At 55.2% G+C, this 21,623-nt stretch carries 20 protein-coding genes; 7 read left to right on the forward strand and 13 right to left on the reverse strand.

What is annotated here, in order from left to right:
• Window positions 1-117 precede the first annotated feature (117 nt).
• The gene (locus AC0VXT_RS18715) at window positions 118-2,085 is read right to left on the reverse strand and encodes a potassium/proton antiporter (RefSeq protein ID WP_475546622.1); all 1,968 of its coding nucleotides are present in this window, start codon (window positions 2,083-2,085) and stop codon (window positions 118-120) included.
• 199 nt (window positions 2,086-2,284) lie between these two features.
• Window positions 2,285-2,746: an Lrp/AsnC family transcriptional regulator gene (locus AC0VXT_RS18720; protein ID WP_475546623.1), complete on the reverse strand. Its 462-nt coding sequence runs from the start codon at window positions 2,744-2,746 to the stop codon at window positions 2,285-2,287.
• Between the two features lie 355 nt (window positions 2,747-3,101).
• On the opposite strand from AC0VXT_RS18720, the gene AC0VXT_RS18725 reads away from it, so the two are divergent.
• The 4 genes from AC0VXT_RS18725 to AC0VXT_RS18740 all read left to right on the forward strand — a co-directional run bounded on the left by AC0VXT_RS18725 (window position 3,102) and on the right by AC0VXT_RS18740 (window position 6,882).
• Window positions 3,102-4,085 carry a DMT family transporter gene (locus tag AC0VXT_RS18725; protein ID WP_475546624.1) on the forward strand — a complete coding sequence of 328 codons (984 nt, stop codon included), beginning with the start codon at window positions 3,102-3,104 and terminating at the stop codon, window positions 4,083-4,085.
• Entirely contained in the window at window positions 4,078-5,022 is a 945-nt protein-coding gene (locus AC0VXT_RS18730; RefSeq protein WP_475546625.1) for a DMT family transporter, read from the forward strand. Before AC0VXT_RS18725 ends, AC0VXT_RS18730 begins: the two co-directional genes overlap by 8 nt.
• A 29-nt stretch (window positions 5,023-5,051) precedes the next feature.
• Complete coding sequence (locus tag AC0VXT_RS18735; RefSeq protein WP_475546626.1) at window positions 5,052-6,005, forward strand: DMT family transporter; 954 nt, start codon at window positions 5,052-5,054, stop codon at window positions 6,003-6,005.
• Between the two features lie 115 nt (window positions 6,006-6,120).
• The gene (locus AC0VXT_RS18740) at window positions 6,121-6,882 is read left to right on the forward strand and encodes an SDR family NAD(P)-dependent oxidoreductase (protein ID WP_475546627.1); all 762 of its coding nucleotides are present in this window, start codon (window positions 6,121-6,123) and stop codon (window positions 6,880-6,882) included.
• Window positions 6,883-7,028: 146 nt separating this feature from the next.
• Here the strand turns inward: AC0VXT_RS18740 and AC0VXT_RS18745 are convergent, their stop codons facing one another.
• From AC0VXT_RS18745 to AC0VXT_RS18755, 3 genes are read right to left on the reverse strand one after another with little or no spacing between them, the layout of a single operon-like run.
• The gene (locus AC0VXT_RS18745; RefSeq protein WP_022732661.1) at window positions 7,029-7,319 is read right to left on the reverse strand and encodes a 4a-hydroxytetrahydrobiopterin dehydratase; all 291 of its coding nucleotides are present in this window, start codon (window positions 7,317-7,319) and stop codon (window positions 7,029-7,031) included.
• Between the two features lie 50 nt (window positions 7,320-7,369).
• A complete protein-coding gene (locus tag AC0VXT_RS18750) occupies window positions 7,370-8,008 on the reverse strand; it encodes a uracil-DNA glycosylase family protein (protein ID WP_475546628.1) in 639 nt (212 codons plus the stop codon).
• 3 nt (window positions 8,009-8,011) lie between these two features.
• Window positions 8,012-8,815 carry a glutathione S-transferase family protein gene (locus AC0VXT_RS18755; protein WP_475546629.1) on the reverse strand — a complete coding sequence of 268 codons (804 nt, stop codon included), beginning with the start codon at window positions 8,813-8,815 and terminating at the stop codon, window positions 8,012-8,014.
• 80 nt (window positions 8,816-8,895) lie between these two features.
• On the opposite strand from AC0VXT_RS18755, the gene AC0VXT_RS18760 reads away from it, so the two are divergent.
• Entirely contained in the window at window positions 8,896-10,332 is a 1,437-nt protein-coding gene (locus tag AC0VXT_RS18760) for a leucyl aminopeptidase family protein (RefSeq protein ID WP_475546630.1), read from the forward strand.
• Between the two features lie 103 nt (window positions 10,333-10,435).
• A complete protein-coding gene (locus AC0VXT_RS18765; protein WP_101304828.1) occupies window positions 10,436-10,783 on the forward strand; it encodes a MarR family winged helix-turn-helix transcriptional regulator in 348 nt (115 codons plus the stop codon).
• A gap of 308 nt (window positions 10,784-11,091) precedes the next feature.
• Here the strand turns inward: AC0VXT_RS18765 and AC0VXT_RS18770 are convergent, their stop codons facing one another.
• The 7 genes from AC0VXT_RS18770 to AC0VXT_RS18800 all read right to left on the reverse strand — a co-directional run bounded on the left by AC0VXT_RS18770 (window position 11,092) and on the right by AC0VXT_RS18800 (window position 19,657).
• The gene (locus tag AC0VXT_RS18770; RefSeq protein WP_475546631.1) at window positions 11,092-11,763 is read right to left on the reverse strand and encodes a LysE family translocator; all 672 of its coding nucleotides are present in this window, start codon (window positions 11,761-11,763) and stop codon (window positions 11,092-11,094) included.
• A 237-nt stretch (window positions 11,764-12,000) separates the two neighbouring features.
• The gene (locus tag AC0VXT_RS18775) at window positions 12,001-12,696 is read right to left on the reverse strand and encodes a hypothetical protein (RefSeq protein ID WP_475546632.1); all 696 of its coding nucleotides are present in this window, start codon (window positions 12,694-12,696) and stop codon (window positions 12,001-12,003) included.
• Between the two features lie 82 nt (window positions 12,697-12,778).
• Window positions 12,779-14,413, reverse strand: coding sequence for an ABC transporter ATP-binding protein (locus AC0VXT_RS18780; protein ID WP_475546633.1), 1,635 nt, complete (start codon window positions 14,411-14,413; stop codon window positions 12,779-12,781).
• 9 nt (window positions 14,414-14,422) lie between these two features.
• A complete protein-coding gene (locus AC0VXT_RS18785) occupies window positions 14,423-15,454 on the reverse strand; it encodes an ABC transporter permease (protein ID WP_475546634.1) in 1,032 nt (343 codons plus the stop codon).
• Between the two features lie 2 nt (window positions 15,455-15,456).
• Window positions 15,457-16,572 (reverse strand): microcin C ABC transporter permease YejB, encoded by a 1,116-nt coding sequence (locus tag AC0VXT_RS18790; RefSeq protein ID WP_101304833.1) that lies wholly within the window; start codon window positions 16,570-16,572, stop codon window positions 15,457-15,459.
• A gap of 3 nt (window positions 16,573-16,575) precedes the next feature.
• Window positions 16,576-18,420, reverse strand: coding sequence for an extracellular solute-binding protein (locus AC0VXT_RS18795; protein ID WP_475546635.1), 1,845 nt, complete (start codon window positions 18,418-18,420; stop codon window positions 16,576-16,578).
• A gap of 313 nt (window positions 18,421-18,733) precedes the next feature.
• A complete protein-coding gene (locus AC0VXT_RS18800; RefSeq protein ID WP_475546636.1) occupies window positions 18,734-19,657 on the reverse strand; it encodes a LysR substrate-binding domain-containing protein in 924 nt (307 codons plus the stop codon).
• Window positions 19,658-19,823: 166 nt separating this feature from the next.
• On the opposite strand from AC0VXT_RS18800, the gene AC0VXT_RS18805 reads away from it, so the two are divergent.
• A complete protein-coding gene (locus tag AC0VXT_RS18805) occupies window positions 19,824-20,033 on the forward strand; it encodes a DUF1127 domain-containing protein (RefSeq protein WP_022732673.1) in 210 nt (69 codons plus the stop codon).
• 262 nt (window positions 20,034-20,295) lie between these two features.
• On the opposite strand, the gene AC0VXT_RS18810 is transcribed toward AC0VXT_RS18805, so the two are convergent.
• The gene (locus AC0VXT_RS18810) at window positions 20,296-21,564 is read right to left on the reverse strand and encodes a class I SAM-dependent methyltransferase (protein ID WP_475546637.1); all 1,269 of its coding nucleotides are present in this window, start codon (window positions 21,562-21,564) and stop codon (window positions 20,296-20,298) included.
• Between the last annotated feature and the right edge of the window lie 59 nt (window positions 21,565-21,623).

A 21,623-nucleotide genomic window follows, 5' to 3' on the forward strand; every position in this document is an offset into this window, starting at 1 on the left:
AATCACGGGTTTCACCAAGCCAGCATTTTTGATCATGGCATTAGGTGAGCTAATGCAAATACCCTGTTTGACTTATCATCAACCGGCCCCGGCCGCCCCGCACAGCATACCCTCACATCAGGCCCGTTTGCCATCATCGGCCGGGGTGTCGGGGTCGGTGCCGACAGTTTCATCTGTCGCGCCGAGATCGCGTTGGGTGTCGTTATCGTCGTCATGCGCGGCATCAAGGATGCCTTGCTGGTCGGCCTTTGAGGTGCTGCTGATTTGCAATGCGGCGTTTTTCTCGTCGCGGCGGCGTTTTTGCCAGTCTTTCCAGATGCTGAGAAGTTCGCTGCGTGACTGGAAGATCGGGATATTGCGTTTGGGTTTGGCAATCTGTTGTTCGACCGCCAGCCCGACGTCCGTCACACCATGTTCATCATCGGTGCGGCGCACGATCAATTCCACCGTGCCATAGGCAATCCGGTCCCCCAGTTCGAGCGTGTCGGACAAATCACGTTCAAGGATATCGGCAACCGTGAGGTCAATGTCGTCCTCGGCGACCGCAAAGCCATACAAACGGCCGATATCGGCAATCTGGGTTGTCGCCGGGAAGCTGAAATCACCAAACAGTTCGACGTCATTGGCCCCCTCGGCCGGACCGGCAAACAGTTGATCAAGCAGGTCGACATGACGCGGCGGGGTGATGATATAGACCTGATCACCGCCCTGTATCGGCCCGGCACTGTGCGGGCGAAGCGACGTGCCATCGCGCAAGATCAGGCTGGGGCGTGCCCAGCGCGGAATGCGTTGGCCGGTTGCCACCGCACTGGCGTCATGCACACGATAAATAACGACTTCCTGATTGGCATTGCCGGGCAATTCAAGATCAATACGGTCAACCGGACCATGGCGCGGCGGTACAATAATGCCCAACCAGCGCGCCATCCGCCGGATCGTCCAGCCCTGTAACAAAAGGGATGTGATCACAACGATAAAGGCAGTGTTAAACAAAAGCTGCCCTTCGGGAACGCCTTCGACCATCGGCACAATGGCCAGCAGGATCGACACCGCACCCCGCAACCCGACCCACGAAATAAAGGCGGTATCATTGCGCGAGAAGTTAAAGAACATCAGACACAGCCACACCGCGACCGGGCGGGCGACAAACACCAGAACCAGTGCCAGAATGACACCGGGAATGATCACATCGCCAAATTCCGACGGGGTGGCCAACAGGCCCAGGGTGACAAACATCGCGATCTGGGCCAGCCATGTGGTGACATGCTGGAACCGGCGGACGCCGACACTCATTTTCATGTTGCTGTTGCCGGCATACAGCCCGGCAACATAGACCGCCAAAAAGCCACTGCCGCCCAGAATGCTGGTGGCGCCAAACAGGCTGAGTGCGCAGGCCATGGTAATGATCGGCACAAGCCCCGGTTCGAGCTTGACCCGGTTGATCATTTGCACCAGCGCATAGCCGCCCGCCAGACCAAAAATCGCACCCAGACCGATTTGCAAGACAAAGCGTTGCAGCAGTTCAAAGGCAACATTGTCCCCACCGCCCAGCACGATCAGTTCGACCAGCGAGATGGTTAAAAACACCGCCATCGGATCGTTTGAACCCGATTCGACTTCCAGCGTGCTGCGCGTCCGGTCACGCAGATTAATCCCGCCGACGCGCAGCAGGAAAAACACCGCCGCCGCATCGGTCGAACTGACAATCGCACCAAACAACAAGGCAACAAGCCACGGCACACCAAGGACAAGCCATGTAATCGCACCAATGACGCCGGTGGTGATCATCACCCCGAATGTGGCGAGCACAAGCGACGGCCCGGCGGCAATTTTCAATGTGCGTCGCTGGGTTTCAAAGCCGCTGTCAAACAGGATCAGGGCAAGGGCGATGGAGCCAATGAAATAGGCCAGCGGGGCATTGTCGAAATTAATGCCACCAATGCCGTCTTCCCCCGCGCCAAGGCCGACAAACAAAAACACCAACAACAAGGGGGCGCCAACCCGGAAGCTGACCAGACTTGTGAAAACAGCGACAATCACCAGAATCGATGCAATCAGGATAACCAGATTCATCGATTCAATCATGTTTGTCCCCTTTACCTTGGTTGCGTTTTTGCCAGTTGTCTGGATCGTTATCGGCACAAAACGACATTGTTACGGCAACAATGGCTTTGTGTGCGATGACCTGACCGCCATTAAGGCATGAATTTATGAATATATGCCTGCGATCAAAAGCATTTCCCTAGCTTGAGGGTAATTTTCATCCGCCAAAACAGGATAATGTTTAGTCTTGCTCCGCCTGCGCCGGAACAAAGGCCGTTTCCTTTGCCGTTGACAGGGCAATTTCCGGCAAAACTTCCAAAATTCCGCCAAGTTCCTTGATCGTGTCAGTGATGAAGCTTTCAAGATGGGCGGTATCGCGCAGGCGCAATTTCAACAGAAAGTCAAACCGCCCGGTCATGTGATGGCATTCAAGAACCTCATCGGCCTTGATCAATGATTTCACCAGTTTTTTATTGCCTTTGGCCGGATCGGTGCGCAACCAGACCATGGCGGTCAAGGCGCGCCCGATGGCGTGCGGATCAACCGCAATCTGATAGGATTTGATAATTCCCTGATCGCGCAATTTGCGCACACGATCATTCACCGCAGAGACCGACAATCCGACCCTTGTCCCAAGGACCGAATAGGATAGTGAAGCGTCTTCTTGCAGAATATCGATCAACTTGCGATCAATCGCATCCATTAAACTTCCCCCTGATGCATTCCTGTCGAGTTGCTTGATCTTACACGAAAATCAGCCGCCCGAGAACATTTCACCCCAAAGCGAACTGCCAGATTGTGAAATCTGTATGATCATTGGGGCCTGTTGAGCGCGAGAATGCCGCTTTCTGGCGGTGTCAAACCGCGAAATAACATTCCTCATACCAATCGCCTGACACGATAGCCTTGCCGGTTGGAAGACCCGGGGGCAACCGATTGCGGCAAGACAGCCCCGTCAATTTGTCATACAATATTGAAAGATATATAGTTTCAATTCAATGCCCTGCCTGCCACCCGATACCGCCCCCCATTTTACCCCTATAAGGGTTCTGCCCCCAATGCAGCCTTCGCCCCCGACTGAACATAATGCCCTGCGCGGTACCCTGCTGATGATCGGATCGGCCTTTTGCATGGCGACGATGGCGGTCCTGATCCGCTATGTCACGCAAGATGTTCATCCGTTCGAAGCCGCCTTTTTCCGGAATCTTTTCGGTTTGGTTCCGATGGTGCCATGGATATTGACCCATGGGCGCACCGGGTTAAAAACCGAACGGTTTAAACTGCATTTCCTGCGTGCCGCCCTTGGCCTTGGCGCGATGCTGTGCCTGTTTTCCGCCCTTGCCATCACCCCGACGGCACAGGTGATTGCGATCAACTTTACCCTGCCGATCCTGACCACGGTATTGGCGGCCCTTATTGTGCGTGAGGTCGTGCGTGCGCGCCGCTGGAGTGCGGTTGCCATCGGGTTTGTTGGCGCGATGGTCATCATCCGTCCGTTTGGACAAAGTTTTGAGACCGGCGCGATCCTGGCCCTGACAGCAACCCTGTTTATGGCGGCCGCCATGACGACGGTCAAGATGCTGTCGCGCACCGAAAGTGCCAATGCCATTGTCACGTGGATGGGGCTTATCATGACGCCGCTGTCGTTCTTGCCAGCGCTTTATTACTGGCAAACACCGACACTTTGGCAGTTTGCCGTACTGCTTTTGATGGGGGGGTTCGCCACCGCCGGACAGCAGCTTCTGGTGCGGGCCTACCGCGCGGCGGATCAGTCTTATGTGATGATTTTTGATTTCCTGCGCCTGCCCTTTGTCGCGGCCATGGCGTTTGTGATGTTTGGCGAAGTGGTCGATATCTGGACATGGGCCGGGGCGGCCCTGATCATTGGGTCGGCCCTTTATATCGCGCGGCGCGAAGCGGTTCTGGCCAAACAGGCCCGGATTGAGCCGCGCCTGCCGACCAGTGCGCCCGCCGACGCACAAGCCATTCCAGTGACCAGAGAGGATCGAAACATCGCGTCGGAAAGGAAACCTGATGCGTAGTTGGTATGCGGGCCTGCCCCCCTATTTGCAGGCGACGGTCTTTGCCCTGATCGGGACGGTGATGGCGGCGATGTCATCGGTCCTTGTGCGGTTGGTGACCGCCGAAATTGATCCGCTGCAGGCGGTTTTCTTTCGCAATTTCTTTGGCCTGATCATGATTGCGCCCTTTGCGCTTCGATCCGGGGTGATGCAGCTTAAAACCCATCGACTGCCGATGTTTGGCCTGCGCGCCTTATTGTCGATGGGGGCGATGAGTTTCTGGTTTTCCGCCCTTGCCTATTTACCGTTGGCCGAGGCGACGACGCTTAATTTCACCGTGCCGCTGTTTGGGACGTTTCTGGCCGCGATCTTTTTGCGTGAAACCATTCGAAAATACCGCATTGCCGCCCTTTTGGCCGGGTTTGTCGGGGTTTTGATCATCATTCGCCCCGGCAGTGAGACCATGCAACTGGCAAGCCTTCTTCCGATTGCAGCAGCCCTTTGCATGGCGTCGGCGGGATTGACGATCAAGTCGCTGTCAAAGACCGAAAACAGCACCACCATTGTGCTTTACATGATGCTTTTGATGACGCCAATGACCTTGATCCCGGCCCTTTTTGTCTGGCAAACGCCGGACTTGCCAACGCTTGGTCTTTTGGTCGGGGTCGCGGTTTTTGCCAACATCACACAGATTTGCAACACCAATGCGTTCCGGCTTTATGATTACAGCTTTGTGGTTGGGTTTAACTATCTGCGTTTGCCGATTGTGGTTGGCATTGCCTTTGTCCTGTTTGGCGAAGTGCCGGAAATCTGGCTGTTGCCCGGTGCGGGGCTGATTATCGGATCGGCGCTGTTCATTGCGCGTCGTGAAGCCAAACTTGCCAAGGAAGCCAACCGCATCAACCGCGGCCCGACGGCGGCCACCAGTGACATCGAACCGCCGTCAAAACGCCGATAAACCAACCCGGAACGTGAGGATTTCTGAGCATGAAAACATGGTTTGATCGCCAGCCCAACACGGTAAAGGCCAGCTTTTATGCCCTGTGTGCGGCCATCCTTGCCGCGTGCTTCACCCTGACCATTCGCTTTGCCACGGCGGAAATTCATCCCTATCAGGCGGTGTTTCTACGGTTCTTTTTCGGCGTTATCCTGATTGCGCCGATGGTGCTGCGCAAAGGATTGGCGGAACTTAAAACCACACGCCTGCCTTTGTTTGGGGTGCGTGGGGTGTTGTCAGCTGCGGAAATGTGCCTGTGGTTCATGGCGGTTTTGTATTTGCCATTGGCCGAGGCGACGACGCTTAATTTCACTGTGCCGCTGTTTGGCACCATACTGGCGGCTGTTGCCTTACGCGAAACGGTGCGCGCCCATCGCTGGATCGCGGTTGTGGTCGGATTTGTCGGGGTTGGATTGATCATCCAGCCGGGATCAGATGCGATGCATCCGGCAAGCATCCTTCCGATTGCCGCCGCCCTCTGCATGGCCTGTGCGGGCATGATCACCAAACAGCTGGTGGCGTCTGAGTCCACCACGTCGCTTTTGTTTTATCTGATGATCATCACCACCCCGGTTTCGCTGATCCCGGCCCTGTTTGTCTGGCAGACGCCGAGCCTTGAGGCCTTGGGCCTGATGGCAATTGCGGCCTTGATGATGAATGTCATGCAGATGTGTAATATTCAGGCATTGCGCTTGGCCGATTACAGCTTTTTTGTCGGATTTTCCTATTTGCGTCTGCCGATCATCGCGATCCTTGCCCTGATCCTGTTTGGCGAAGTGCCCGACATCTGGATTTTGCCCGGTGGGGCGATGATTATTGGGGCGGCGATCTATGTCGCCGTTCGCGAACGCAAGCTTGCCGCAACCAGCACCCAAACACCACAAATCCCGGCACAAGACCCGCAAGCCGCGACGATTGTTGGCCGAAAAACCGACGGGTTATAATGCCAGTGCCCTCTGTTTTGTCCCTGTCTGCAATAGCCCTTGCCCGATAAAGATATAATTTGGTATAGAAATACCAATTAGAGAAAATACCTGATATCAAGGGAGGCTTCACGTCATGCAGGTCAAAGGATCGATTGCCATTGTCACCGGGGCGGCGTCCGGGCTTGGGGCGGCCACCGCCGAGGTTTTGGCCAATGCCGGTGCGAAGCTTGCCGTTTTTGACTTGAACGAAGACGGGGCCAAGGCGACCGCGCAAAAGCTTGGCGGGGTTGGTTTTGGGGTGGATGTTTCCAATGCCGCCAGCGTTGAAACAGCGGTTGCCGAGGTGGTCAAGACCATGGGGCGTCCGTCGATCCTGGTTAATTGTGCGGGTATTTTGCAGGGCGAACGCATTGTCGGGCGTGAAGGCCCGGCGGATCTTGATACCTTTTCGCGGGTTATTTCCGTCAACCTGATTGGCACATTTAACATGATGCGGGTTGCCGCCACCGCCATGAGCGGCAACGAACCGGGACCATCGGGCGAACGCGGGGTTGTGATCAACACCGCATCGATTGCCGCATATGAAGGGCAGATCGGACAGGCAGCCTATGCCGCGTCCAAGGGTGGAGTGGCGTCCATGACGCTTCCGGCCGCGCGCGAACTGGCCCGCCATGGCATTCGGGTTGTATCGATTGCGCCGGGCATGTTTGGCACGCCGATGGTCACCGCCCTGCCCGATGAAATGCAGGAAGCGCTGGCATCGAATATTCCATTCCCCAAACGTCTGGGCGATCCGGCGGAATATGGCCGGTTGGCGTTGCATATCTGTGAAAATCAGATGATCAACGGCGAGACCATCCGCATCGACGGCGCGGTCCGGCTGGAACCGAAATAGTCCCGCACGGTTCTGCCCTACACGACCGCAGCCAGAACACCCTGCCGATCCCACACCGGCAGGGTGTTTTTTTGTGGGGAACAGCAACAGATTCTCGCCGTCGCGGGAATGACGATCAGGGCGAAAAGGGTGATTGGGATCAGGACCTATTTATCAACAACCGTGTTGCAGAAGGTCGCAAGGTCAATGTCCTTGGCCGTCACGCCCCCGGCATCATGGGTGGTCAGGGTGACGCCGACCTTGTTGTACACATTGAACCATTCGGGATGGTGATCCATTTTGTCGGCCATGATCGCCACACGGGTCATGAACCCGAAGGCGGAATTGAAATCACCAAACATGTAAACGCGGCCAATCGACAGGCCATCTTCGGCAAGATCCCAGCCCGGAAGGTTGGTCAGGGCGGTCTGGATTGCAGCTTTGTCGAGTTTGCTCATGTGTTTTACCTCCTTGTTTTTTATCGCGTCATTGAACCACAAAAACGCGATTAACCCAACAGGGCCTGTACCTTGGCGCGCAGGACCGGCAAAAGATCGGTTTCAAACCACGGGTTCTTTTTCATCCATGCGGTGTTGCGCCAGCTTGGATGGGGCATGGGCAAAATGTTATCTGGCAGATAATCGGCAAACTGATGCACGGTCCGGGTCATGGTTTTGGCGCGGCGTTTGCCAAGATAGTAACTTTGCGCGTACTGCCCGATCAAAAGGGTCAGACCGATATCGGGCAAATGCCCCAGCAAGGCATCATGCCACGTCGGGGCACATTCCGGGCGGGGTGGTAAATCGCCACCCCGCGCCATGCGGCCCGGATAACAAAACCCCATTGGCATGATGGCAAGCTTGGCCGGGTCATAAAAATCATCGACCGGCAGACCCAGCCAGTCGCGCAACCGATCACCCGATGCATCATTCCATGGCAGGCCGGTTTCATGCACCTTTGTCCCCGGTGCCTGCCCGATCACCAGAATGCGCGCAGCTTTTGCCATGCGCACAACCGGGCGCGGCCCCAATGGCAGGCTGTCGGCGCAAATCGCGCAGGCCCGCACATCGGCCAGCAGGCCATCAAGGATCGCGTCCCCGCCGGGTGGGTCAATTTCAGGCAGTTTTCCGGGTTTTAGTCCGGGCATGGGTTATTTTACCTCGGAATCCTCGATGATCCATTCTTCGGCCGCCGCATCCTTGTACCATGCCGTCATATCAGGCAGGGCAAGGATGGTTTCCATATAGGCATTGCCAATCGGGTCAAGTTCCACGCCATAGGTTTTAAACCGGGTGACCACCGGGGCATACATGGCATCGGCAATCGAAAAATGGCCAAACAGGAAATCACCGCCCTGCCCGTATTGGGTGCGGCAGGTTTTAAAAATCTCGCCAATGCGGGCGATGTCGGCATCGACACCCTTGACCGCATCGCCGGGACCACGCCCCAGACCGGGCAATGATTTGCGGCAGTTCATCGGCATGTGGCCGCGCAACGGGCCAAAGCCGCCATGCATTTCAAGCGATACGGCACGCGCAATCGCACGGATATCCATATCAAGTGGCCAGAGCAGCGTATCGGGCTGGGTATCGGCAATATATTCAAGGATCGCCATGGCTTCCCAGATGGTTTTGCGCCCGTCGAAAAAGGCCGGGACCTTGGCAGTTGGTGAAAACACCGGCGCCTGTGCGGCGAAGGCGTCACTGCGCAATTGAACGAGTTTTTCTTCAAAGGCGACATTGGCGACTTTGAGCCCCAGCCAAGCCCGCAGCGACCAGGACGAATAATTTTTATTGCCGATATAAAGGACGGGAAGCGTTTCCATGGCGGAGCCTTTTGACCAATGGGGTTGCGATACAGCGTTACTATCTTTGCTTTGCAAAGCCGGTTCAAGCACCCATGCGCGGAATTCTTTTGCCCAATTGCCCAAAGGCCATGGCAGCCGTAAGATCACGGAATATATCTTGCACTTGGCATCTTACGGTGAAAGGCGGGCGGCATCACCGCCGCATATAACGCCCTTGAGCGCAAGTCATGCCAGAAACACGTCACCAGCAGGGAAGTCATACATTGTACGACCACATCATCGCACTTGATACATCCGCAAACCCGATCACCATCACCCCGATTGCCGAAGGCGATTTTACCGCGTGGCTGACCGATCAGCCAGCCAATACCAAGGCATGGATTGCCGCCAACGGCTATGAGGCAAAACGCGGCACGCATCTGGCGTTGCCGGCAAACGGCGGCGGGCTTGGCACCGTTTTGGTCGGTTACCTTGATGATGCCAAAGCCCTTTGGGACTTTGCCGCACTGCCCATGGCCCTGCCCGAGGGGACCTATGCGTTTGAGGATGGTTTTGCGAAAAATGCCGAGCTTTATGAAAAGGCTGCCCTTGGTATCTACCTTGGGGGGTATCGGTTTGACCGGTATCGCAAGGATGATGGCAAAAAAGACAAACGTGCGAAAATCGCCCTGCATGATATCACCGCGACCAAACGAGCCGAGAATGTTGCACGTGGCATCGGACTGGCGCGTGATTTAATCAACATCCCGGCCAATGACATGGGCCCGGCCGAACTTGAGGCCGCGGCAAAGCATCTTGGCGCGGAATTTGGGGCCAAGGTCAGCGCGATTGTGGGTGAAGAATTGCTCAAGCAAAACTTCCCGGCCATTCATACGGTCGGGCATGGCAGTGACCGCGAACCGCGCCTGATTGATTTGCATTGGGGCAATGACAGCGCACCCAAAATCACGCTGGTTGGCAAGGGTGTGTGTTTTGATACCGGCGGCTATGACCTGAAGCCGTCAAGCAACATGTTGCTGATGAAAAAGGACATGGGCGGTTCGGCACAGGTTCTGGGGCTGGCGCGCATGATTATGGCCGCGAACTTGCCGGTCCGGTTGCGCGTGCTGATCCCGGCGGTTGAAAACATGGTATCGGGCCGGGCCTATCGCCCAAGTGACATTTTGCAAACCCGCAAAGGCATCACGGTTGAAGTTGGCAATACCGATGCCGAGGGGCGGCTTGTCCTGTCAGATGCCCTGACCGAGGCCGCGTCGGAAGACCCCGACATGCTGCTTGATTTCGCCACCCTGACCGGGGCGGCACGTGTGGCCCTTGGTCTTGGTTTGCCGGCCCTGTTTTCCAATGATGATGATCTGGCCAACGGGTTAATGGAAAATGGTCTGGCGCTGCATGATCCGATGTGGCGTTTGCCATTGTGGGATGAGTACCGCCCGATGCTTGATAGCAAGGCGGCCGACATGAACAACATTTCCGGCAGCCCGTTTGGCGGTGCGATCATTGCCGGTCTGTTTTTGGACCGGTTTGCCGAAGGGGCAAAAAGCTGGGCCCATATTGATTTGATGGCCTGGAATCCGACCGACCGACCGGGTCGCCCAACCGGCGGCGAAGCGCAGGGAATTCGGGCCGCCTTCAAGCTGATCGAGGATCGTTTCGGTAAGTAAACTAAAGCGGGAATAGAACATTTCCCAATTAGACCTTTGACATCTACGCAGGGGTCAGGTAGACAGATTACGTATTCGTAACAAATAATTGTTGGGCACAAGCATGTCGATCGAGATCAAACCGTCCAAGGCCCTCGACCTTTGGCGTATCGCGATTGTAGAAAGTGTGCGTCGGGATTCCCCCGATTTATCTGCTCGGCAAATGGCTTTGTTATTGAACGTTTACCTGACCCCGGCCCCGCATACCGTGCGTGGATTGTCAGATGCGCTGAACATCTCCAAACCAGCCATCACCCGTGCCCTTGACCGCCTCAGTTCGCTTGGCATGGTCAAACGCAAGGTCGATGAAGACGACCGTCGTTCGGTCCTGATTCAGCGGACGGTTAAGGGGTCTGTTTTCCTGCGCGAGTTTGGCGATATCATCGTCGCGGCCGGCAAAGAAACCGAATAAACGGCCTTTGGATCACGGTCACACGACCGTTTCCAGATCGAATTTTGCCCGTTTGAACGGTAAATTCGCAATATGACCGCCCGTAAGACGATTTAGGGCAGCAATCCTTTCCTTTGTGCAAATTCCATTCTTCTTATACAGCCAAAAATCGCTATATACAGACCAGTTGGTATGTAGCGGCCATTTTGTGCCCCTCGCCTATCTCCCTGATTTTACATTTAAGAACAAGGGATTAGACGTATTAATTTCATCACATATAAGATAATTGCGGGTGAATTTCGCCAGATACGCCGTGCTGCGCGAAAAGGTCAGTGACGGGTGCCCGCACTGCTTTCTGGCATCTCAATCAGCGACAAAAGGGCGGCAGCAGCGATCAAAACAGCCCCGGAGACCCGTGCCACCACATTTGTCCCGCCGCGCTGCACCAGCCAAGGCATCACCCGGGCTGCCCCCATCGCGTAAATCATTACGAATGTGTAATCAAGAACAACAAAGGTCACACCCAGGATCAGCAACTGCGGGATCAATGCGGCGGTCGGATCGACAAATTGCGGGAACAATGCGCCGAAGAACGCGATGGCCTTTGGATTGCCCGCCGCGACCAGAAAACCCTCGCGGAACAGTTTACGGCGACGGACGGGTTCATAGTGGCCCGCCGGGTTCGTTTTGATATCGTTCTGAACCTTATTTCCCCTGGATTTACGGAAAAGGGCTGTCAGCCCCATCACCAGAAGGAAGCCAACACCGCACCACTTCACAACCGCGAACGCCGTCGCCGACGTTGCCAGAAGTGCCCCAAGTCCGACAGCAGCAACCACCATCTGGATCATGTTTGCCGTCACATCGCCCAAGGCCGTCATCAAGGTCGGGCGCGCGCCATAGCGCAGCGCATGCGACATCCCGATCAGAACACTGGGGCCCGGTGTCAGGACCAGCAAAAAGACAAGGACAGCAAAACTCAGCCAGGTTTCGAACGGCATGATAGGTGATCTCCGGTGCAAAGGACGTCATCGGCATATCACGCCATTCCAATTGCACAAGTGCATGTTGTGCAATGCCCCATGATAATGCGTCATTGCGCCCGGATTAGCCGAGGCGATTGGAGCGTGTCGCCTTTAAGCCCGCCACAGGATAAACCGGCAGCACCACAGAAGCATTGCAACCAGTTCATATGAGGGGCGGGTCAGGAGGTCATTGCAAAGGGAGTGCGCACTGCGTTAGCGTTTTTTGGCATCGCCCGGCCAATGATCATAGAACTTGCGAACCTGAACAGAGCGCAGGGTATCTGGCGGCAAGATGGATTGTGCCGTTTTCTGCAACTGGAACTGAAGGGCCGAGAAATAGCGGTTCGGCACGGGCGCAAACGGGCTAAAGGGCGGCTCCGGTGTGATTTCCTCGCCTTTTTCGGCCGCTTCTGCGGCGGCGTCTGCTTCGGCCTGAAGTTCTTCTTCGGTTTTGGCAGGCGGGGGTGGCAACAAGGCCGGGGCATCAAACTTAAAGCCGCGTTTGCCCGGTTCACGGGTTTCGAAACGATTCTGGGTATCGCGATACATCAAACGTTGCAGTTCAACCAAAAACGCATTGATGATTTTTGGCATCCGGCTTTCGATCACCTCAACATCCTGTTTGGTCGCGGCCTCAAGCCAGATGTTGAAAACCAACTGGCGAATGGTGCCCGATTTTGGCAGCACCACGGTCAGCGACACCGGATCGGGGATGATCACAGTATCGGGAATGACCGGCTCGGTCGGGGCGTCTTCTTCGGCGGCGGGTTCGTTTTTGGTCGAGGCATCCGCCGACGGGACCGCGCCCAACAAGACAAGCGTGCTGAACAGTCCGGCGATCATGCACAGAACGACGCGTTTGAAGGTCGTGGTATTGGCACTGGTTTTTGGCTGCTGGAAGGTCGCCATCAACGGCATGCCCCTTTTCTTTCCATGTTATCAGTATCTTATTGGAATTCTTATAGCATCTTTTACCTGCATGTGTCTGCCATCAGTTCCTGACAAAATCTGTCCCGGCCGCACGCAGATCAAGGGCCGCGGCCAGAAGCGCCTTGGTATAGGGTTGCTGCGGATGATCAAACACGTCCGACGCCGCCCCGCTTTCGACCAGTTTACCGTTCTGCATCACCATCACCCGATGTGAAAGTGCGCGCACCACCCGCAAATCATGGCTGATAAACAGATAGGCCATTTTGTGGCGTGCCTGCAAATCGCGGAGCAATTCAACAATTTGCGCCTGTACCGACATATCAAGGGCCGACGTTGGTTCATCCAGTACGATAAAGCGCGGCTTTAGGACCAATGCGCGGGCAATCGAGATGCGCTGGCGCTGCCCCCCGGAAAATTCATGCGGATAGCGGTCCATGGCATTTTGCGGCAGATCGACTTCAACAAGCGCCTCGGCAATGCGTTTTTGACGCTCGGCCGGGGTTAAGTCCGGTTCATGGATTTCAAGCCCCTCGCCGACGATCTGGGCGATGGACATGCGCGGGCTGAGCGATCCGAACGGATCCTGAAATACCACCTGCATGTCGCGGCGCAGGGTGCGTAAATCTGCCCCGGCAAATTTGCGGATATCCTTGCCGCCAAACCGGATGTCACCATCGGATTTCAACAGACGCAGGATTGCCATCGCAAGGGTCGTCTTACCCGATCCACTTTCCCCGACAATACCAAGCGTTTCGCCCTGCTTCAATGTCAGTGAAATATGATCGACCGCATCAAGGTAGCTTTCGGGGCGGCCAAGCAACCCTTTGCGGCCAATCGGAAAGCGCACCTGAATGTTGCTGGTTTCAAGAAGGTCGGCGGCATTTTCGGGCAAATCCGGTGCATTGCCACTTGGCACGGCGGCCAGCAATTTCTGGGTATAGGGATGTTGCGGGTTTTCAAACAATCCATGGCCTGTTCCGCGTTCGACGATTTCGCCGTCTTTCATCACGCAGACGTTTTGCGCCATTTTCTGCACGATTTGCAGATCATGGGTGATCAGCAACAAGCCCATGCCAAGCTTTGACTGCAAATCTTGTAGCAGCTCAAGAATCTGGGCCTGAATGGTGACGTCCAATGCCGTGGTCGGTTCATCTGCAATCAGAAGTTCCGGTTCGTTGGCAAGCGCCATGGCAATCATGACGCGTTGACGCTGCCCGCCCGAGAGTTCATGGGGCAGGGCCCTCAACCGTGACGACGGATCGGGGATGCCAACCAGATCAAGCAGTTCGAGAATGCGTGCGCGTGCCTTACCGCCACGCAATCCTTTATGCAGCAGCAACACCTCGCCGATCTGCTTTTCGATGTTATGGAGCGGGTTCAGCGAGGTCATCGGTTCCTGAAAGATCATCGAAATCCGGTTGCCGCGGATTTGACGCAGCGTGCGTTCATCCGCCCCGACCATTTCGGTGCCATCAAAGGTGATCGAGCCCGATGGATGGGTCGCACGCGGATAGGGCAGCAATTGCAGGATCGAAAGGGCTGTGACCGATTTTCCCGATCCGCTTTCGCCGACAAGGGCCATGGTTTCGCCGCGTCCCATCGAAAATGAAATGCCCTTAACTGCGGGAATACCGGCAAAGTTTACCGAAAGGTCGTTTACCACCAGAAGCGGCTGTGTCGATTGGGGGGTCGTCATAGCCAACTCCTAAAACGTTTTGCGCGGGTCAAAGGCATCGCGCACCGCCTCGCCGATGAAAATCAACAAACTTAGCATCAACGCGATGGCAAAGAAGGCCGTCAGGCCAAGCCACGGTGCCTGAAGATTGTTTTTACCCTGTGCCAGCAATTCCCCAAGCGATGGCGAACCGGGTGGCATGCCAAGCCCCAGGAAATCAAGCGAGGTTAGTGCGACAATCGACCCATTCAAAACAAACGGCAGGAAGGTAATGGTCGCCACCATCGCATTGGGCAAAACATGGCGAGACATGATCCGGGTATCTGTCATGCCAAGCGCACGGGCCGCGCGGACATATTCAAGATTACGCGCACGCAGGAATTCGGCCCGGACAAGACCGGTCAGGGTCATCCAGCTAAACAGCACAAGAATGAACAATAACGTCCAGAACCCCGGCGCAAACAGGCTGGCAAGAATGATCAGGATGAACAGTTGCGGCAAGCCAGACCAGATTTCGATCACGCGCTGCGCACCCAAATCAACCCAGCCGCCGAAATAGCCCTGCACCGCCCCGGCCGCAATGCCAATCACCGAACTGATCGCGGTGAGCGCCAAACCAAACAGGATCGATATCCGAAAACCGTAAATCAGGCGCGCAAGCACATCGCGCCCAAGGTCATCGGTGCCGAGCCAATGGCGAGCCGACGGCGAGGCCGGTTGCGGTTCGCGCATTTCAAAATCGATGGTGTTGTAAGAAAACGGAATCAGCGGCCAAATGGCAAAGCCGTGGTCCTCGATCTTGCCAAGGATGTAGGGGTCATAAAAATCCGTCTCGACGTCAAAATCGCCGCCATAGGCAGTTTCAGGATGGTCCGAGAGGATCGGCACATACCAGTTGTCGTCAAATTTGACAAAAATCGGTTTGTCATTGGCGACAAACTCCGCCGCCAGACAGATGACAAACAGAATGGCAAAGATCACAAGTGACCAGTATCCGCGTTTGTTGGCGCGGAAGTTGGCCATGCGACGTTTGTTAAGCGGGGATAAAATGATGTTTGGCATGATCAATCCTCCCGCGCATCAAAGTTGATCCGTGGATCAACGAAGTGATAGCTGAGATCGCTGATCAGGTTGAGCACAAGCCCAAACAGCGTGAACAGATAAAGGGTGGCAAACATCACCGGATAGTCCCGCTTCATCACCGCTTCAAAGCCAAGCAACCCAAGCCCGTCGAGCGAGAAAATCACCTCGATCAGGACCGAGCCGGTAAACAGCAAGCCGATCAAGGCACTTGGGAAACCGGCAATCACCAGCAACATGGCATTGCGAAACACATGGCCGTAGAGCACCCGTTTTTCCGTCAGGCCCTTGGCGCGGGCGGTGACGACATATTGCTTGTTAATCTCATCAAGGAACGAGTTCTTGGTCAGCATGGTCAGGGTGGTAAAGCCGCCAATCGTCAATGCGGTAATCGGCAAGGCCAGATGCCAGAAATAGTCGCCGATTTTGCCCAGAAGTGACATTTCATCAAAATTCGATGACGTTAATCCCCGAAGTGGGAACAGATCGAAATACGTCCCCCCGGCAAAGACAACAATCAGCATCACGGCAAACAGGAAGCCCGGAATGGCATAGCCGACAATGATCGCCGCCGATGACCAGACATCAAAGTTTGATCCATCGCGCACGGCTTTTGCAACCCCCAGCGGGACAGAGACCATATAAATGATCAGCGTTGACCAAAGACCCAGCGAGATCGAAACCGGCATTTTATCGACCACAAGATCAATGACATCGCGGTCCTGAAAATAGCTTTGGCCGAAATCGAACGTCAGATAGTTCTTCATCATGATCCAGAAGCGTTCATAGGCCGGTTTATCAAACCCGAACTGCTTTTCAAGCTGGCTGATGATTTCAGGATCAAGCCCCTGTGCACCGCGATAGGTCGAGGTGGAGGAGAAATTGTTGCTTCCGCCGCCATTGCCACCACCACCGCCGCCACTTTCAGCACCCTGATTGCTGATGCGTGCGGTTGCGGACACATCAGCGCCCTGAAGCTGGGCGACGATTTGTTCAACCGGACCACCCGGCGCAAATTGAATGATCGCAAAGTTCAGCACCATGATGCCAAACAAGGTGACCGGGATCAGCAAAAGGCGGCGCAGGATATAATTCAGCATTGCCTAGTACCCCCCCTTGTTTAGCTTTCGGGATTTTTCGGGATCAATCCACCAGGTCATGACCGATGTTCCCTTAAGCGGCACGGTATCAGGCCGTCCAAACACATCCCAATAGGCCATCCGATCCCCGCCAAGATAATATTGCGGGATCACGTAAAATCCCCATTGCAGCACCCGATCAAGGGCGCGCACGCGCTGCACCAGCGTTTCACGATTATCGGCATCAATCACAAGCCCGATCAGTTCATCAATCACCGGGTCGCTGATCCCGGCAAAATTGCGTGTACCGGGCTGATTGGCCGCTGATGAGGACCAGAAAATTTGCTGCTCATTGCCCGGCGACAGGCTTTGTTGCCACCAAAACGTCGTCATATCGAAATCATAGGCCTGAATGCGGTTGATCCACTGCCCGGTATCAATCAGACGGATATCAAGTGTCACGCCAAGCTGACGCAGGCGGGCCTTAAGGACCAATGCGATTTTTTCCAACCCTGGCTGGCGGATGATCAGTTCAAAGCGGAACGGTTGGCCGGTTTTGCTGTTGATCAATTGCTGATCGCGCAATTCCCAGCCGGCGTCTTGCAAAAGCTTGATCGAATGGCGCAAAGCTTCGCGTCGGCCATTGGGTGGATCAAAATTGGGCAGATATGGTGGTTCGGTAAACAGTTCAGGGGGAAGCTTACTTTTGAAGCCCTTGAGGATGCCAAGTTCTTCGCCGGTCGGAAGACCGGTTGCGGCCAGTTCGGAATTGGCGAAATAGCTGACGTTGCGCTTATAGGCACCATAAAACATGGCCCGGTTCAGCCATTCAAAATCAAAGGCATATTGCAAGGCTTCGCGCACCCGGCGATCGGAAAACAGCGGTTTTCGGGTGTTAAACACATAGGCCTGCATGCCGTTTGGCAGATTATCGGGCAGGAATTCTTTTTTGATCTCGCCGTTTTGCACGGCGGGTGTGTTGTAGGCGGTGTTCCATTCGCGCGATGAATGTTCGCTTCGGACCAGATATTCACCGGCAAAGAATGCCTGACGTTCAACATCCAGATCACGGTAGGTGTCATAGCGGATGGTATCAAAATTATTGCTGCCACGATTGACCGGCAAATCGGCCGCCCAGTAATCCTTTACCCGTTCATAGGTGATGCGTCGCCCGGCCTCGATACTTTGTATCTTATAGGCGCCACTTCCCACGGGAATATCAAATGTAGTCTTTGAAAAATCGCGCCCCTCCCAATAGTGCTTGGGCATGATGGCCAAGTCAGCCACGATCATCGGCAGTTCGCGGTTATTGCCCGGTTTGAAGTCAAACCGTACGGTGAGATCATCAAGCGCCTCGACCTTGTCGACCTGGGCATAATACTGGCGATAGACCGGGCTGCCCTTTTCGATCAGGATATTGAACGAAAAGACGACATCGTCGGCGGTGATGTCGGTGCCATCCTGAAAGCGCGCCCGCGGATCAAGATGGAAAATGGCAAAGGACCGGTCGGCGGGGTATTCGATGCTGCGCGCGATCAGGCCATAATGCGTGCTGGGCTCATCGGCACTTCCGACCATCAGGCTGTCATACATCAGGCCAAGCCCGGAGGCGGCTGTGCCCTTCAGGGTATAGGGATTTAACGTGTCAAACGAGACACTTGAGCCTTGCACCAATGTGCCGCCCTTGGGCGCATCGGGATTGACGTAGTCAAAATTCCGGAAATCCGGCCCGTATTTCATATCACCATATAGCGAGATGCCATGGGACACGGTGGTAACAGGTGCCAGTTGCTCTTCATCAACCGATATGGTGGGTGCAGCAACGATTTCTGGCATTTCCTCGGCCTGTGCCGGAACAGAAAATGTCAAAAAGGCCCCTATTGCGATGCCCGATCCAATGCCCGCAAGCCTGCGGGGCAATGATCTGGTGATCGTTTTGGTGTCAGTCACGGCCCGCGTGACAGCATGCGCGATCATCTGACTAATCGTCTTTCCCCTGATCTGGTCTGGTCTGGTCTTTTTTGCGACATTCAAAACAGCGCGAACCCATTGCGATGGCCCGTGAGGCAACATGATCACGATACCGGACATGCTGTCACCCTGATACTACCGTTTCAGTTCGTTCATTAGAACCGCTTCAGTGCATAGATGAAGGATAAAATGGTGCATTTTCAAGGCATCATCACGTTATTTGGTCTTTCTGTGCCAATTTTCTTCTTTCGGTTTCAAGTCGGATTTCCGCCATCAACCAATTGCGAAAGGCCCGGACCTTACGCCGTTCCAATCGGCCCTCGGGGTAGCACAGCGAATAGGCATAGGGACTGTTGACCGGCAAGTTGAACGGCACGGTCAAGCGGTTGGTGACAACATATTCGCCGATCATCGCCGGATCGGAAATCACCACGCCAAAGCCACTTGCCGCGGCCTCCATCGCCATATCAAGGGTGGCAAAGACCGGGCCACGATCCGCATCAACCCCCTTGATCCCGGTTTCGGCCAGCCAGATCCGCCAATCTTCGCGTGAGGCCGAGCAGTGCAACAGGGTCACATCGCCAAGGTCTTCGGGGTTTTTAAGCTGCTTGGCCAAGTTGGGGTGACAGACCGGCAGCAATCGTTCGCCGGTCAGAAATTCGTGCACCAGTTGTTCGTCCTGAATGTCGGCGAACCGGATGGCGATGTCGGTTTCGTTAAAATCGACCGGGGCCTTGTCATCATTATAGGTGCCCAGTTGCACCTGAAGATCGGGGTGTTCCATCTGAAACCGGCCGAGACGCGGCACGATCCAGCGCATGGAAAAGGTCAGCGGGGCGAGCACACGCAACTGGGTGTCATCGGCGCGGTCCTCGACCTTGGCCACCGTTTGCTCGATCGCATCAAAGGCCGGGGTCAAACCAAGCAACAGGTTCCGCCCGGCACGTGTCAGTTTCAAACTGCGGTGCTGCCGATCAAACAGTTTCCGCCCAAGCACATCTTCAAGGTGTTGTACCTGTCGGCTGACGGCCCCTTGGGTCACGTTAAGCTCATGTGACGCTTTGGTGAAACTTTCAAGACGACCGGCCACTTCAAAGGCACGAAGCGCATTTAACGGCAAAGGGCGACGTTTCATGAGGAGGGCTCTGCATGACTAAAACTCATGCAATAATGACAAAAGATGGTTTGAGCGCAAGTGTTTTTAGGTTTAACCCTGAGTTTAGAAGAATTCAGAGACACAAAACACAGACACTCGGCCGCGAATTGTTGAGAGCAGGCCGTAAGATTGAAGGAATGAGATCATGGTCGCGATCACCAAAGATGCCGGTGCCTTTGTCACCACCCGTCGTCCAAACACCACCATCACCCTGATGGATATGCCGCGCCAGTGGGTTAAACGCTATGACCTGCGTCAGAAGCTGGCGGTGATGGACTCCCGTATGCTGCGCGATATTGGCTGGAACGTTTTTGACGCCCGTCGCGAAGCTGCCAAGCCATTCTGGAAAGCCTAGGCTTTAAGCCTTTGCCCCAAACCAAAGAGATTTAAAATGTCTGCCCGTATGTTTCGCCTTCAGGGGCCACTTTCATTCCCCTTGCAGGTTATTGACGCGCTAATGAGCGCTTTGAGAATCCCCAGCGCCAAATAAGGCGCTTATGTTTCGATCTCCCTGAACGCAACTCCAACTTCCCCCGTTGGAGCGTGCGTATATGAAAACCGGTCACATCCCTGTTGACCGGTTTTCTTTTTGCGCAACGACGCAAAGCAGGTCCGCCTTACTTCTTTTCGGGCAAATGCAAATACATGATGTTTGCCGCACTCAGTACGGAATACATCACGGCAAACTGCGCGTTGAATTCGTATTTTTCCGGCTTGGGATCAAACATCTTGTAAATCTCGCCGATGCTGCGCTTGCCATCAATCCGCGACAGGATCGCCGGGCTGGCAGCGGGCATGGTGCGGGTCACGGCAAGACCGGTAAAGGTGATTTTGATGTTGCCGGTTTTGGCCACCGATCGTGCCAAGGCGGGCCCATCCACGCGGGTAAAGAACGGAATGGCGTCTTCGGATGGCATCGGCGGTTTGACCTTGTTTTTGGCCTTCACCACGTAAAATGTGTGCTTGGTGATATTGCCCGCCATCAGTTCGGCCAGGGCGGCCCGCTCGCGAAACGGCACATGCACCGCCCGGTCAAGCACATCATGGCGCGAACAATAGGTGGTCGGGTCATAGCGCATCGGTTCGACAAAGTTCTGAAGACGCAAACCAGCCTGTTCGGTGAAATCAAACACCTCATCCACCCGGTAGGCCCGGTCCTGTTGATGGAGCAACAGATCATAAAACCCGGCATCGCCGCCGTGGACATGATCACCGACAAACGGATTGCGCTTCAGCCAGTTGGTGCCCGGCAGGCTGTTAAACAGCGCCTTGCCGAAATTCAAACGCCGCGCCCCACCGGCTTCGGCGTTCATGCGTTCCATCATTTCCTGCATATGGTAGACGCCGGTGCGCCCGAGCTCCCCATAGACCATCAAGCCCATGCCACCATTGGGTTTGAGCGCATCAGACAATGCGCGCAATCCCGCATCCGGATCAGGCAGGTGATGGAGCACCCCGCAGCAATCAATATAATCAAACGGGCCGTACTCAGCCGCCAGATCGACAAAGGAACCGGTGACAAAGGTGACGTTCTTTTCAAGATTGCGGCGCTTGATCCGCGCCTCGGCGATGGCGCGCGCGCTTTCGGACAGATCGATATAGACAATTTCCGCCTTGGCCTTACGGTCCCGGGCCTGCTGGGCCAGCATCACCAAGGCGTCCCCGGTCCCACCACCGGCAACCAAAATCCTGATTTTGCCCTTGGCGGAAGGGTCGCGCCCGCCAAAAACAAAATGCACCACCTCATCCCAGTTGCCCGGAGAGCCTGTGATCAGGCGCTTATCCTCGTCCCCCGGATCGCGTGCCGGATAAGGATAGCTTTCATACTGATCGCGCGTCTTGGCAGACGATGACACAGCATCAGGCATTTTTTTGTCGTCGGGCATTACCGCGGGTTCCAGTAGATCATCGAGTGGGACAGCGCCATCCTATACCAAGGAATTAA

It is taken from the genome of Thalassospira sp. Z349TD_5 (assembly GCF_056173045.1).

Excerpts from the sequence above, each read along its gene's own strand:
- AC0VXT_RS18765 (WP_101304828.1), top strand. The coding sequence starts at position 10,436 with ATGTCGATCGAGATCAAACCGTCCAAGGCCCTCGACCTTTGGCGTATC.
- AC0VXT_RS18725 (WP_475546624.1), top strand. The coding sequence starts at position 3,102 with ATGCAGCCTTCGCCCCCGACTGAACATAATGCCCTGCGCGGTACCCTG.
- AC0VXT_RS18780 (WP_475546633.1), bottom strand. The coding sequence starts at position 14,413 with ATGACGACCCCCCAATCGACACAGCCGCTTCTGGTGGTAAACGACCTT.
- AC0VXT_RS18750 (WP_475546628.1), bottom strand. The coding sequence starts at position 8,008 with ATGCCCGGACTAAAACCCGGAAAACTGCCTGAAATTGACCCACCCGGC.
- AC0VXT_RS18810 (WP_475546637.1), bottom strand. The coding sequence starts at position 21,564 with ATGCCCGACGACAAAAAAATGCCTGATGCTGTGTCATCGTCTGCCAAG.
- AC0VXT_RS18800 (WP_475546636.1), bottom strand. The coding sequence starts at position 19,657 with ATGAAACGTCGCCCTTTGCCGTTAAATGCGCTTCGTGCCTTTGAAGTG.
- AC0VXT_RS18805 (WP_022732673.1), top strand. The coding sequence starts at position 19,824 with ATGGTCGCGATCACCAAAGATGCCGGTGCCTTTGTCACCACCCGTCGT.
- AC0VXT_RS18775 (WP_475546632.1), bottom strand. The coding sequence starts at position 12,696 with ATGGCGACCTTCCAGCAGCCAAAAACCAGTGCCAATACCACGACCTTC.
- AC0VXT_RS18770 (WP_475546631.1), bottom strand. The coding sequence starts at position 11,763 with ATGCCGTTCGAAACCTGGCTGAGTTTTGCTGTCCTTGTCTTTTTGCTG.
- AC0VXT_RS18715 (WP_475546622.1), bottom strand. The coding sequence starts at position 2,085 with ATGATTGAATCGATGAATCTGGTTATCCTGATTGCATCGATTCTGGTG.
- AC0VXT_RS18785 (WP_475546634.1), bottom strand. The coding sequence starts at position 15,454 with ATGCCAAACATCATTTTATCCCCGCTTAACAAACGTCGCATGGCCAAC.
- AC0VXT_RS18740 (WP_475546627.1), top strand. The coding sequence starts at position 6,121 with ATGCAGGTCAAAGGATCGATTGCCATTGTCACCGGGGCGGCGTCCGGG.
- AC0VXT_RS18790 (WP_101304833.1), bottom strand. The coding sequence starts at position 16,572 with ATGCTGAATTATATCCTGCGCCGCCTTTTGCTGATCCCGGTCACCTTG.
- AC0VXT_RS18735 (WP_475546626.1), top strand. The coding sequence starts at position 5,052 with ATGAAAACATGGTTTGATCGCCAGCCCAACACGGTAAAGGCCAGCTTT.
- AC0VXT_RS18745 (WP_022732661.1), bottom strand. The coding sequence starts at position 7,319 with ATGAGCAAACTCGACAAAGCTGCAATCCAGACCGCCCTGACCAACCTT.
- AC0VXT_RS18730 (WP_475546625.1), top strand. The coding sequence starts at position 4,078 with ATGCGTAGTTGGTATGCGGGCCTGCCCCCCTATTTGCAGGCGACGGTC.
- AC0VXT_RS18720 (WP_475546623.1), bottom strand. The coding sequence starts at position 2,746 with ATGGATGCGATTGATCGCAAGTTGATCGATATTCTGCAAGAAGACGCT.
- AC0VXT_RS18760 (WP_475546630.1), top strand. The coding sequence starts at position 8,896 with ATGCCAGAAACACGTCACCAGCAGGGAAGTCATACATTGTACGACCAC.